General features: G+C 44.4%; 9 protein-coding genes. 8 read left to right on the top strand and 1 reads right to left on the bottom strand.

Annotation, left to right across the window (positions count from 1 at the left end):
• Positions 1–32: 32 nt before the first annotated feature.
• Positions 33–1,037, bottom strand: coding sequence for a LacI family DNA-binding transcriptional regulator (locus tag AB4Z45_RS20005; RefSeq protein WP_441911081.1), 1,005 nt, complete (start codon positions 1,035–1,037; stop codon positions 33–35).
• Positions 1,038–1,555: 518 nt separating this feature from the next.
• Here AB4Z45_RS20005 and AB4Z45_RS20000 point away from each other — a divergent pair.
• The 8 genes from AB4Z45_RS20000 (at position 1,556) to AB4Z45_RS19965 (ending at position 13,434) form a co-directional block, all read left to right on the top strand.
• A complete protein-coding gene (locus tag AB4Z45_RS20000) occupies positions 1,556–2,917 on the top strand; it encodes an ABC transporter substrate-binding protein (RefSeq protein ID WP_441911079.1) in 1,362 nt (453 codons plus the stop codon).
• A 202-nt stretch (positions 2,918–3,119) separates the two neighbouring features.
• The gene (locus AB4Z45_RS19995; RefSeq protein ID WP_441911138.1) at positions 3,120–6,023 is read left to right on the top strand and encodes an extracellular solute-binding protein; all 2,904 of its coding nucleotides are present in this window, start codon (positions 3,120–3,122) and stop codon (positions 6,021–6,023) included.
• Positions 6,023–6,946, top strand: a complete 924-nt coding sequence (locus tag AB4Z45_RS19990; protein ID WP_076266687.1) for a carbohydrate ABC transporter permease — start codon at positions 6,023–6,025, stop codon at positions 6,944–6,946. Before AB4Z45_RS19995 ends, AB4Z45_RS19990 begins: the two co-directional genes overlap by 1 nt.
• A gap of 4 nt (positions 6,947–6,950) precedes the next feature.
• Positions 6,951–7,817, top strand: a complete 867-nt coding sequence (locus AB4Z45_RS19985) for a carbohydrate ABC transporter permease (protein ID WP_076266688.1) — start codon at positions 6,951–6,953, stop codon at positions 7,815–7,817.
• 10 nt (positions 7,818–7,827) lie between these two features.
• On the top strand, positions 7,828–9,327 hold the full coding sequence (locus tag AB4Z45_RS19980; RefSeq protein ID WP_441911077.1) for an NHL repeat-containing protein: 1,500 nt from the start codon (positions 7,828–7,830) through the stop codon (positions 9,325–9,327).
• Entirely contained in the window at positions 9,324–9,944 is a 621-nt protein-coding gene (locus AB4Z45_RS19975; RefSeq protein WP_076266690.1) for a Yip1 family protein, read from the top strand. The genes AB4Z45_RS19980 and AB4Z45_RS19975 overlap by 4 nt, the downstream gene beginning before the upstream one ends.
• A 14-nt stretch (positions 9,945–9,958) precedes the next feature.
• A complete protein-coding gene (locus AB4Z45_RS19970) occupies positions 9,959–12,535 on the top strand; it encodes a DUF5696 domain-containing protein (RefSeq protein ID WP_441911075.1) in 2,577 nt (858 codons plus the stop codon).
• Positions 12,535–13,434 carry a carbohydrate ABC transporter permease gene (locus tag AB4Z45_RS19965; protein ID WP_076266692.1) on the top strand — a complete coding sequence of 300 codons (900 nt, stop codon included), beginning with the start codon at positions 12,535–12,537 and terminating at the stop codon, positions 13,432–13,434. The genes AB4Z45_RS19970 and AB4Z45_RS19965 overlap by 1 nt, the downstream gene beginning before the upstream one ends.
• Positions 13,435–13,457: the final 23 nt, after the last annotated feature.

Here is a 13,457-nt window from a genome sequence, read left to right as displayed (position 1 = left end):
GGATGACCGCTAGGGCCATCCTCCTTTCATGTTTAATTTCGGAAAATAATCTCAGCTTGAATTAGCGTCTTTTCGTAGCTCGTTGTTGCATTGAGTATTCTCCATAGCATCTGGTCAACAGCACGTTTGCCCAGCAGCTCCTTATCTACATTAACAGTAGCCAAAAAAGGAATCTGAGGATGGGTATTGTCGAAGCCGGTAAAAACGAGCGTTTCTGGAATATACATGCCGATATTTTTTAATGTATCTAACGCAAAAGAGGCAAATATATCATTGGCGCAAACAAATACTTCAGGTAAACCATACTCCTCAATAGCAGCTTTGAATGTATCGTGAAAGTTTTCAATTTCTGGTCCCATAAGAGAAGGAATTTGCTTTAGTTCAATATCATTGTCCTCGAGAGCTGAACGGAAACCAAGGAAACGCTCATAGAAGCTTTGCGCATCTCTAATATTTCCTAAAAATTGATAGTTTTTGTACCCTTTTGTAATGACGGCGTTCATTATTTCTCTCATGCTGGACAAGTTGTCTGTAAAAATCGAGTCGCAGTGAAAGTTTGGATCGTAATGATCGACCATCACGACAGGAATGCCGAGCCGTTTAATATCAAGCAGCACAGAGGTAGAAATAGAGCCTACAGTAATAATGCCCATAATGGCTTCTGGGTTTAAAAGTGAGAACATGGAGTCGTTAGTAGGCTCGGTTAATGTAAGGATGTTAATGCCCTTTTGGTTCAGCCTTGTAGATATGCCGTTAAAGATTGGACCCCAATATAAGGAATCAGTATTTTGATAACGAACATTTGGGAAAAGCACTAGAATGGTTCCGGACCAGCTTCGTGATTCTGTATCCATCAGCTCGCTTGAAACAGGAGGCGTCTGAGCGTCCTTAAAATAACCAAGCTGTCCTGCAGCTCTTAATATTACTTCTCTTGTTTGTGGACTAACCCCCGATTTCCCGGCTAACCCTCGTGATACTGCGAATTTTGACAATCCTGTATAATCGGCAATTGATTGAATCGTTACCTTCCGGCGCATAAATTTCATCCTACCTTAATTAGTTAGTTTGCCAAGCCATCTATATGTAAAGAAGTCCTTTATTATATGTGAAGAAATGCTAGTCATTATTTTACCGTATTGTTACTAACAATTAAACTTGTTTTTTAATTGCTAAAAAATATTAAACATTATTATTTTATTTAGAGTTTTATTTAGGAAGTTCATTCACCTCAATGCTTTATTATTGTCTTTTTGTTATTTTGTTATGTAGATAAATATAGCTGTTTTTTCAAGKGTATACAAGCGATAAAACGGAATTTAACTTATTTTTTTAAAAATACTAGCGCGCTTAGATAACAAATAAAAAACAATTGACCAGTTTTGTTTTTGGTGTTATATTGCGTTATGCAAAACGAAATAACAAATTACGGAAATCAAATAACGAAAAGGCGGTGAGGTTAGCTGTTGGGTTTTTCAAAGTTTAGGAATGAAAGCGCTTTTAAATGGGGATTTTTACTTTATACCAACTGATGAATGTAAAAATGGGAGGTTCGGTCATGAGAAAAATACAAGGTTTGTCCATTTTGGTGTTATGTTTCATGCTCATACTTACAGCTTGCAGCGGCGGGAACGGCGGAAATAAAGGAACGAATAACGCTCCAAAAGAAAGCGCTGTCACTGATCCGACTGCAGCACCTGAGGAAGCCACAGCAACACCAGAACCTGTCGATATGGGTGGACGCGTTATTAAAGTAGCTGCATGGTGGGATTTGACACCAGCAGGAGCAACGGCTTCCGAGAAAGAGCGTCTCGCTAAAATTGAAGAAGTCGAAAAAAAATATAATGTGAAAATCGAATTCGTAAACGTTCCTTTTGAAGAGTACATGCCGAAGTTTACGGCTACTGTCCTGACAGGTGAGCCTTTCGCAGACATCGTTCAAATGGAATACAAAGCAGCATTGCCGGCTGTATTGAAAGGCCAGCTGCTTCCGATCAGCGAGTTTACAACTTCAGCTAATAACATCAACAACGATGCAAACTTGATGGCCAAAGCGCCTGCTATAGCTGGCGGTGAATATGCATTTGACAATCCAGGTTCAGGCGGTACAGCCATGCACTACAATCGCGATTTGTTCAAAAAACTTGGCCTTCCGGATCTTCAAGAGCTTTATGCAGGCGGCCAATGGAACTGGGACAAGTTTTTGGAAATTGCAAAGCTAGCAACGAAGGATACAGACAATGACGGAAAAATTGACGTTTATGGCTTCTCAGGCTGGTCCATTGATATTTTCCGCAACTTTACGGCTGCAAATGGCGGCAAAATCGTTGACGAAGGAGCAGGCGTTCAAGGCTTAACCGATCCAAAAACGATTGAAGCGGCAGAGTTTGTTAACCGTCTATACAACGTTGAGAACGTTATGAAAATTAAAACAGGCGACAGAATGAATTATGAAGAATTCAACACGTTTAAAGACGGCGATGTAGCGATGTTCCAAGCACCGGCGTGGAACATTGGTGAATTAACGTTCGATATCGGTGTTGTGCCAATTCCGAATGGGCCACAAGGAAGTCCAGAAGTTACTTATGCGAACCCTGGACAAGCGGCTAAATTTATTCCAAAAGGCGTAAAAGACGCGCAATTGGTTTACCAAATTTACGAAGAAACATTTGATATTACTCAAACGGAAGAATTCCCAAGCCAAGAGTGGCTGGAAGGGCTCTACAATCACGAGGAAGATGTAGCTATGCAGCGTGATCATATTACGAACACAGGCCAAATCTTGCTGGATGATGCTTTCCCTGATTTCCCTACTGGGAAGTTCGTTACAGATATTATCGTAAATAATCAATCAGTGACTGCGACTGCTGAGAAGTATAAGCCGGAAGCAGAAGCGTCCATAGCCAAGCTTTCTAAGTAATTGAAGGCAGCGGTTTAATGTACAGGTCGGGGGACGTCTTTCATGACTTCCCCCGATTGTATGAGAACGAGGAAAATAAATGCTAGAAGATATATGGGCTTTTATTTCACCATCAAACGTGAGCTTCCCCGCCTATGGACGGAGAAACCGTTTATGCATGTAAGGAGGACCTCTGGTGATAAGCAATTTGCGGCTAACCAATATGGCAAGGAAGCTAGTCCCTTTTGTTTTGGCAGTTTTAATGGTACTTCCGTCAGTGCCTAAGGTGCATGCAGTCGGCAGTTCGGATAATGCGCTGACGGAGGAGTCCGTTCAATCCGGATCGACGCAGATCTCGGCTTATAATGAACAAAAATATCATGAATATGTCTCGCAATATGAGGCGGCAGCCCGTCCAGAGCGGGAAATCGTATTAGAAGCAATCAATTACAGCCATATAGAGGGTGCTGAGTTCGAGAAGCTTAACAACTACGAGGGCATGGACGGATCTTCCTTGTTAACAGGCGAATCGGGCAAAGTGGAATGGTCATTTGATGTGGCTGATGCGGGTCTTTACAATCTTTCTTTGCTCTATTATCCCATTGAAGGAAAAAGCTCAGCGATTGAACGGGATTTATTCATTGACGGAAAACGTCCGTTCAGAGAAGCTGCTTTCCTGCAATTTGACCGTATTTGGGATAATCAAGCAGCTCAAGTTGTACAGGACAATCAAGGCAATGATCTCAGACCAAAGCAAGTGGAGAAGCCGAGATGGAGCGAGAAAACATTTCAAGATTCCGATGGTTACGAGAATGAGCCTTTCTTATTTTATTTTTCGCAGGGCAAACATACGATTACGCTTGAATCTACACGGGAACCGATGGTCGTTAAACAATTGAAACTATTTCAACAGCCTGCTCCACTACCCTATGAACAGTTGCTTAAGCAGTATGAAGCAGATGGTATGAAGGAAACGAGCGGCCAATTGATTACGATTGAAGGCGAGGCTTCCACAGCAAAGTCTTCACCTACCTTGTATCCGCTAAGCGAGCGTTCAAGTGCTGCAGTATATCCTTACAGCTCTTCAAAAATAAAAATAAATACGATTGGCGGCTTGAACTTTCGTCTTCCTGGTCAATGGATGGAATGGGAAATTGATGTCCCTGAAACGGGGCTTTACCAAATTGCCTTTAAAACGCAGCAAAACTTCGTTAGAGGCATTTATTCGACTCGTACATTAACCATTGACGGCGAAATTCCTTTTAAGGAAATGGAAAAGGTTGCGTTTCGTTATAAGAGCTCCTATCGGCTTGATGTGATGGGTGGAAAGTCTCCTTATTTATACCGCCTGGAAAAAGGAAAGCATACACTCAGGCTTGAGGTAAGCCTAGGCGAGTTTGCCCCGCTCATTCGAGAGGTTGAAAGCAGTCTTTATAATTTGAATGAAATGTATCGCAAAATATTGATGATTACGGGAACAAAGCCCGATGAATACCGTGATTATCAGATTGAGAAAAAAGTTCCCAACATACTTAACGTTTTTGAAGAAGAAAGTGAACGTCTTAAAACCATTGCCGCGCAGCTCGTCAAATTATCAGGACAATCCAGTGACCAAGAGGCTCTTCTAAAGACGATGTCACTGCAATTGGATGAGATGGTTGAGAAGCCGGATACCATTCCGAGAAGGCTTGGAGCCTACAAGACAAACACGGGCGGACTAGGAACTTGGGTTCAGCAAGCAAGGCAGCAGCCGCTTGAGATCGATGCGCTGTATGTCGCTTCACCAGATAAGAAATTCCCTAAAAAAGGAATGGGCTTCGCCGCGAATCTTAAGCATCAATCTGCAACCTTTATTTCTTCTTTCTTTACCGATTACAATCAGATCGGAAATATTTCTGAGGACGCCGACCAAAGGTCGATTACCGTATGGATCGGAAGCGGACGGGATCAAGCCAACACGATGAAGGCGATGATTGACGAAACCTTTACATCCGTTACCGGCATTAATGTCAACTTGAAGCTGGTAAACATGGGAACACTGCTGCCTGCAACGCTGGCGGGCCAAGGTCCCGACATCGCCATGCAGATTGAAAATGATTTGCCTGTTAACTTTGCGATGCGTAACGCTTCAACTGATTTGACACAGTTTGCTGATTTCGAAGAGGTCAGGGAACGTTTCCGTCCAAGCGCAGTTGTTCCATACAGCTATGATGGCGGGGTTTATGCGTTGCCGGAAACACAAACGTTCAACATGCTCTTTTATCGTAAGGATGTGCTTGATCAGCTGGATCTGGAAATTCCGCAAACTTGGGATGAAGTTTCTAATTTACTAGCCGTTCTAAGTAAAAATCATATGCAATTCGGTTTGCCAGTTGTGGCACAAGCTGCTGTTCAAGGGCAAAACATACCGCCAAACTCGATGTATGCGGCACTATTATTTCAGAATGGCGGACAGCTATACCGCAATGATGGCAAAGAATCCGATCTGGATTCACGCATCGGCATCGAAACATTCAAGCAATGGACGGAGTTTTATACCGATTATAAATTAGAACGGGAATATGATTTCTCCAATCGCTTCCGTACGGGGCAGATGCCAATAGGCATTGCAGATTATACAACCTATAACCAGCTGTCTGTATTTGCGCCAGAAATTCGCGGCATGTGGGGCTTCGCTCCTGTTCCGGGAACCATCCAGAAGGATGGCTCCATTAATCGTGAGGTGCCAAGCGGAGGCAGCGCTGTCGTAATGATGAAGAAGGCGAAGGACAAGGAAGCATCATGGGAGTTCATGAAATGGTGGACCAGCGAAGCGACACAAACGGTGTTTGGTCGTGAAATGGAAGGTTTGATGGGCGCAGCAGCCCGTTATCCGACTGCCAATATCAAGGCACTCGACAGCTTGCCATGGCCGGTTACCGATTACGAAAACTTGAAGGCGCAATTTGAATGGGTACAAGGGGTGCCGGAAGTGCCAGGCGGATATTTCACAGGCCGACATTTGTTTAATGCTTTCTATAAGACGGTAGTTGGTCAAGTGCAGGCGCGCGAATCGATTATGGACTATGTCCAATATATGCAGGATGAAATTACGACGAAACGAAAAGAGTTCGGGTTGCCGCAATAATGGAGGGAGGGTCAAGCGTGCAAAATTGGTGGAACCTGAAGCTGCGGGAAGTGAAGGCAAACAAACACTCCTACATATTGCTGGCGCCTTACATGGTTTTGTTCGCCGTGTTTACAGTACTGCCGGTTTTGGTGTCGGTGGTGCTTAGCTTTACGTACTTCAATATGCTGGAGTTTCCAAAGTTTGTCGGCTGGCAGAACTATACGCGTTTATTTCTAGATGATGATGTATTCCTCATTGCCGTAAAGAACACGCTGTTGTTCGCTGTAATAACGGGACCAATTAGTTATATCGCGTGTTTTGTTTTTGCATGGATTATTAATGAGCTGTCTCCAAAGCTGAGAGCGATAATGACTCTCGTATTTTATGCGCCGTCCATATCCGGAAATGTGTATTTTATATGGCTGATGATTTTCTCCGGCGATCGTTATGGTATTGCCAACGGTTTTTTATTGAAGCTGGGCATCATCTTGGAGCCGCTTCAATGGTTGAAAAAAGAGGAATACATTTTGCCGATCATCATTCTTGTTCAGCTTTGGCTTAGTCTTGGAACGGGTTTCCTTGCTTTTATTGCAGGTTTGCAAACCGTTGACCGGACATTATATGAGGCTGGCGCAGTCGATGGCGTGAAGAATCGCTGGCAGGAGCTTTGGTACATTACATTGCCTTCGATGCGGCCGCAGCTGATGTTCGGGGCAGTCATTCAGATTACGACGGCATTTGCAGTGGCTGATGTTTCGATCGCTCTCGCAGGGTTCCCAAGCGTCAACTATGCAGCTGAGACGATAGTTACTCACTTAATCGATTTCGGTACTACCCGTTTTGAGATGGGTTACGCTTCTGCCATCGCTTCTGTGTTATTCATGATTATGGTGGGATCGAATCTCATCGTTCAAAAACTTCTTCGCAGGGTAGGTGAATAAGTTCATGAACTTCTCCTTTCGAATCCCGAGGAAACGGGTAAATCGATCGTTCTGGGGCAGCTTCTCGCTTTTTGTTTTGCTTACGGCGTTTGGTGCGTTCATGATCGTGCCGCTAATCTATGCGATCAATAATGCCTTTAAACCGTTGGATGAAATATTTATGTTTCCTCCGACATTATTTGTTCGAAACCCGACCATGAACAACTTTATCGATTTATTTGCATTGTTAGGCAATTCATGGGTTCCTTTTTCAAGATATATTTTCAACACAGTTTTCATTACCGGCATGGGTATCATTGGACATGTACTGCTAGCGTCGGCAGCTGCTTATCCGCTAGCCAAGCATAAGTTTCCAGGTAAAAGCTTCATGTTCAGCATTGTCGTTTTATCCTTGATGTTTACGCCAGCCGTAACAGCTATTCCAAACTATATGATCATGTCATGGTTAGGCTTGATCGACACGTATTGGGCAGTCATCATTCCAGCTTTTGCTTATTCGCTTGGTCTCTATCTAATGAAGCAATTTATGGAGCAAATTCCTGATGTGCTGTTAGAGGCGGCGAAAATTGATGGAGCAAGCGAATATCGAATTTTCTGGACCATCGTAATGCCCAATGTAAAACCGGCATGGCTGACGCTAATTATTTTGCTTTTCCAAATTCTTTGGGGCAGCGATGGGAATGGCTTCATTTACAGCGAACAGCTTAAATCGCTGCATTTTGCAGCTAATCAAGTTGTGGCAGGCGGTATTGCTCGTGCAGGAGCGGCGGCAGCGGTAGCACTCATTCTGATGAGCGTTCCGATTACGCTGTTCGTTTTCTCGCAAAGCCGTATTATTGAAACGATGGCGACTTCAGGAATGAAAGATTAAAAGGGGGGGAATGCACTTGTCAGCGAAAAAATGGTTTCTCGTCATCGCGGCGGCTTCCCTATTGTTTATTACCGCAGCGCCTCTACCTGCGTCTGCAGCGTCGACGCCATATGAGAGCTACAACTATAACTATTGGGAAGAAGCAGTTCCAGCACCAGCGGCTTATGTACCCAAACTCTCCATATCTGGAGCTGATATCGGCATCGGTGACTTTTTAGAGCCAAAGGATATGGTCGTGTCTGCAAGCGGGCTCATATACATTGTGGACAGCGGCAATGGCCGAATCGTTATTTTAGATGATCAGTGGAAAGTGAAAAACATCATTAACGAGTACGAGAAGGACGGAGAAAAGATCGGTTTTAAAAATCCGTCGGGACTATTCGTTGATGAGGATGAGCAGCTTTATGTTGCGGATACGGACAACGGGCGAGTTGTCGTGTTGTCGAGCGACGGTGAATTGCTTCGAACAATCGAGCAGCCCAAATCTGATGTTTTGGCAAGTGATTTTAAATTTATTCCGTTAAAAGTAACGGTAGATAAAGCCAAACGGGTTTATGTCGTAGCGCAAGGCATCTACGAAGGCATCATGCAGTTTGATGAGAAAGGCCAGTTTATCGGATATGTAGGGACAAACAAAGTGCAGCGGGACTATACGGAAGTCATATGGCGCTTGCTTTCAACCAAAGCACAGAAAGCGCAAATGGTGCTGTTTATACCAACCGAGTTTTCGAATATCGATATCGATGCCAAAGGATTTGTATATGCAACGAACATCGATCCTGACTCCAAGGAACCAGTAAAAAGACTTAATCCATCAGGTGAGGATGTGCTGAAGCGCTTCGGTTACTTCGATGTGTTAGGGGATATTTTGTTCAGGCGCGCTGTGGGTCCTTCCAAGCTGATTGATGTGAAGGTACTCGAAAACGGAATGTACAGCGTGCTCGACGGAAACCAAGGCAAAGTATTTACCTACAATGACGAAGGCGATTTGCTCTATGTGTATGGCGGTAAGGGAAATCAGATCGGTACGTTTAAAATACCGGTCGCCGTCGAGCATTTGGGTGAAAAGCAACTGGTGCTTGATCGTGGGAAAAGCAATATCGTCGTATTTGAGCCAACGAAATTTGGTGCCAGTGTAAACGAGGCTGTGAAGCTGCATTACACCGGTGAGGATAAGCTGGCGGTACCGATTTGGCAAGAAGTGCTTCGGTTAAACAGCAACTACGATATTGCGTATATAGGCATTGGCAAATCGTTGCTGATGGAGCGGAAGAACGGAGAAGCGCTCGAGTATTTCAAGCTGGGCATGGACCGCGATAGTTATTCCGTAGCTTACAAAAGGTACCGCAGGGAAGTAATGAAGGAACATTCAGGAACCTTTCTAACAATGCTGATCGTCCTAGCAGCAGCATGGCTTGCGTTCAAGCTGGTAAGCTCTCGAATGAAAAAGAGGAAGCTTGCAATGTCGGACTTTGCATCGCAAACCGCTAAGGAGGGCAGACCGCTATGAAGCAGGATTTCATCAAGTTTCCGCTGCATTTAATCGTTCATCCTTTTGACGGCTTCTGGGATATGAAGTATGACGGCAAAGGAAAAGTAAAGGTCGCATTAGCTATTTTGCTGCTTGTCATCGTTTCTGTTATTTTACAAAATCAGTTTGCAGGTTTCCTTGTGAACTATAATGATCCACGTCATTTGAACAGCCTGACTCAGCTCGTTACGATTGTATTTCCTTTCTTTCTTTGGTGTATATCCAACTGGGCGATTACAACCTTAATGGATGGCGAAGGTAAATTCAAAGAAATTGTTATGGCGACGGGTTATGCGCTTGTTCCTATGGTCATTCTTTATGTGCCCATGACCATTGCGAGCCGGTTTATGGTACAGGAAGAAACGGCTTTTTATTATTTAGTCATGTCTATATCCACCATTTGGTTTCTAGCGCTTCTATTTGTCGGTACGATGACGGTTCATCAATATACGGCGTTTAAAACGATTATTACGATGCTGCTGACGGTAATCGTAATGGGCATTATCGTATTTCTTGGGACGCTTGTGCTGAGTATGATGCAGCAAATTATCGATTTTATTATCAATATTTATCGTGAAATCATTTTCCGTACGTAAAGGAGGCCGCACCCGTGAAAAATCGTAAAAAGCTGGTTGCGGTGCTGGCCTGTACCGCAGCAATTTGTATCTTGGTCTGCTCCGTATTGCTATTCACCAGTCGTGGAGCTAAAGCCGTTAAAGCAGCCGCTTATATGAAAATGACAACTGAGCTGGAAGCTGGAGCCGCAATTAAGGCAATGCCTGATTCTTCAAAAGGTGTGCCAGGCATGCAGCTTGTAGCGGACAATTCCGAATTATCGTTATACTACAGCGCCGAAACGACAGAGGTCGCTGTGAGGGATAAACGGCAAGGCCAAATCTGGTACAGCAATCCGCCCAATCGGAGTGAGGATGCTATCGCATCGGGCTTCGAGAAGGAAATATTGTCTTCTCAGTTGACGGTACTGTTCCGGGATGCAATTGGTACGCTGGATACGTTCACCAACTTCACGGAAAGTATCGCAAATAAGCAGTTTACAGCTGAGAGCATTGAGAACGGCATTCGTATCACCTATACGATTGGCGATACGTCCATCGGCGTGGATGCCTTGCCAAGGTATATAAGCAAAGTGCGATTGGAAGAGAAGGTGCTATCCAAGCTGGATGCGCCGACGGCCAAATATGTGGGACTGCGCTATTATCCGAAAGCGGACAATAAGGAAGTATTAGAGAGACTAGATGCGCAGGTTTCCAAGCCGCTTGTATTGAGCAAAATGACGGCGGCATTCGTCAAGGCTGGTTATTCCGATGAGGATCTTGCTTTCGACAATGAGGAAAATGGCGTTGCAGGTGGCGGCGAATCGAGCAAACCAAACTTCGTTATTCCTTTGGAATACCGCATTGATGGCGGTTCACTGGTTGCATCCGTTCCAGTCAATCAGGTCAAAGAAAGCGGAGGCTATCAAATCCGCAGCATCGAGATGCTTAATTTCTTTGGCGCTGCAGATAAGGACAATGAAGGATACATGTTCGTGCCGGATGGAACAGGTAGCTTGATCCATCTTAACAACGGCAAGGTAAAGGAAGAGCAATACGTACAAAGAGTATATGGCCTTGATCCGAACGATAATAGCTACCGCCGCGGTCAAGTAAGCGAGAGTGCTAGAATGCCGGTATTTGGGATGAAGGCAGGAAGCGCAGCATGGTTTGCGGTGATTGAAGAAGGTGATGCTGTTGCCAGCATCGCTGCTGATATCAGCGGTAAAAAAAATTCCTACAATTATATTCACAGCAGCTACTCATTGCGCGGAGAGGATGAGCTTGAGCTTTACACAGGCTCAAAGATTCAAGAAATCCAGCTGTTGAGTGAAGAGATTTATAAAGGCGACATTCAAATTCGGTACAGCTTTCTCTCTGGCGATAAGGCGAGCTATTCAGGAATGGCTGAGCTTTATCGTGACAGGCTTGTAGCTGAAAACAAGCTTCAGCCATTAAAAGATGATGAAAAGCTTCCATTTTATTTGGATATTCTAGGAACGGTCGACAAGCGGAAATCATTCCTTGGTGTACCGTACAGCTCCGTCGTTTCCATGACTTCCTTTGAGCAAGCCTCACAAATGGCTGAACAACTGAAGTTAGATGGGATTGATCGATTGCTCATGCGTTACACAGGCTGGTTCGGAAACGGCGTCAATCATCAGACACCAGTAAAGCTGAAAGTGGACAATGAGCTCGGAAGCAAGTCCAGCTTTATTAAGCTAGCGAATCAGCTGGAGCAATCCGGCGGGATGTTGTTCCCAGATGTAGCCTTTCAGCAAATTTATCATGATGATGGAGGTTTTGTTCCATCCTCTGATGCATCGCGGTTCGTTACACGGGAGGAAGCAGAGCTTTATCCTTATAACCGAGCGCTTAATCGAATGGATATGCTATTAGGCTCGTATTATTTGCTGTCGCCGGCAAAGCTTCCCTACTTCGTTGATACGTTTATGAAGAAGTATGATTCGCTTGGCATGCGGGGAATATCGCTGCGGGACCTTGGCAGCGTGCTGAGCTCGGACTTTCGTACGAGCAGAGTCATTCAACGCGAAACGGCTAAAAAAATCGTTGAGGATGAGCTGAGCAAGGTGGATGGGCACGTCGATCAAACGATGCTTACGGGCGGAAATGCTTATGTATGGCCATTCGCAGATCATCTTATAAATGTGCCAACGTCATCCAGCGGCTTCGTGCTAACGGATGAGGAAGTTCCATTTTATCAAATGGTTATTCATGGATATGTCGATTATGCCGGCGGTGCGATTAACTTAGAGGATGAGCAGGATATTCAGCAGCAGCTGCTTCGTTCGGTAGAGCTTGGCTCAGCGCCGCATTTTTCATGGAGCTATGAACCATCGTCCAAACTGAAATTCACTCATTTTGACAAGCTGTTCTCTACCCATTACAAAGACTGGTATGATCAAGCGCTGTCGATGTATAAGGAAGCAAATGACGTGCTCTCCGGTGTGAGAAACGCTCAAATGGTGAAGCATATTCGCCATCAAGACGGTGTCGTAGAGATGCAATACAGCAATGGAAAATCGATTATTGTCAATTACACAGATAAGCAAGTCAGCATTAACGGAAACAAAGTTGAAGCTCAAAACTATTGGGTAGGAGGTGAGCGTTAATGAATGGATATAAGTTAGCTTTGCGGCACAAGCGCTCACTTCTAGGCGTAGCATTTATTTTCCCATGGCTGCTGGGCTTCATATTTATGTTTGCGACGCCGCTTATCCAATCTATTAAATTCAGCTTCAGCAAGCTGACGGTGGAACCGACTGGATTTATATTGGAATCGGTTGGTTGGGCGAATTTTAAAGAAGCGTTGTTCGTGGATGCTACCTTCAATCGGATTTTGACCCAATCCGTTTCAGAAATGGTTTTGAATGTACCGATGATATTATTTTTCAGCCTTTTCTCAGCTACGCTGCTTAATCAGAAGTTTCGTGGCAGAATACTCGCGAGAGCGATATTTTTCCTTCCGGTCATACTCGCTTCCAATGCGATTTCAGCTGCTGAAACAGCGGGGCTTATTAATCTAGTAGGCGATTCATCGGTCGTAAGTGAAATGGGTGAAGCTTCTTCCACCTATAATATTATGTCAATGGTCATGATACTTAGCGACATAGGTTTGCCGCTATCGTTCGTTGACTACATCGTTCAGGCGATTACTAGAATCTATGAGATTATTACAAGCTCCGGCGTGCAAATTCTTATTTTTTTAGCTGCTTTGCAGTCCGTTCCAGGTGCCATGTATGAGGTGGCTAAGATGGAAGGCGCTACAGCCTATGAATCGTTCTGGAAAATTACATTTCCATTAGTTAGCCCGCTCATTTTGACCAATGTCATCTATACGATTATTGATTCATTCTCGGGCAGCGCGGTTACGGATATGATTTTCTCGACGGCATTCACCACGCAAAATTTTGGGCTCAGCGCAGCGATGTCTTGGGTTTACACGTTGATTATAAGCGTTGTTTTGGTCATTATCGGAGTGCTGCTATCGAGAAGAGTACATTACAACTGAGTGATTAACAAAGGAGGAAGCTG

Source organism: Paenibacillus sp. MCAF9 (genome assembly GCF_052114265.1).
Classification (GTDB): Bacteria; Bacillota; Bacilli; order Paenibacillales; family Paenibacillaceae; genus Pristimantibacillus.
This window is presented reverse-complemented; position numbering and strand designations above follow the sequence as displayed.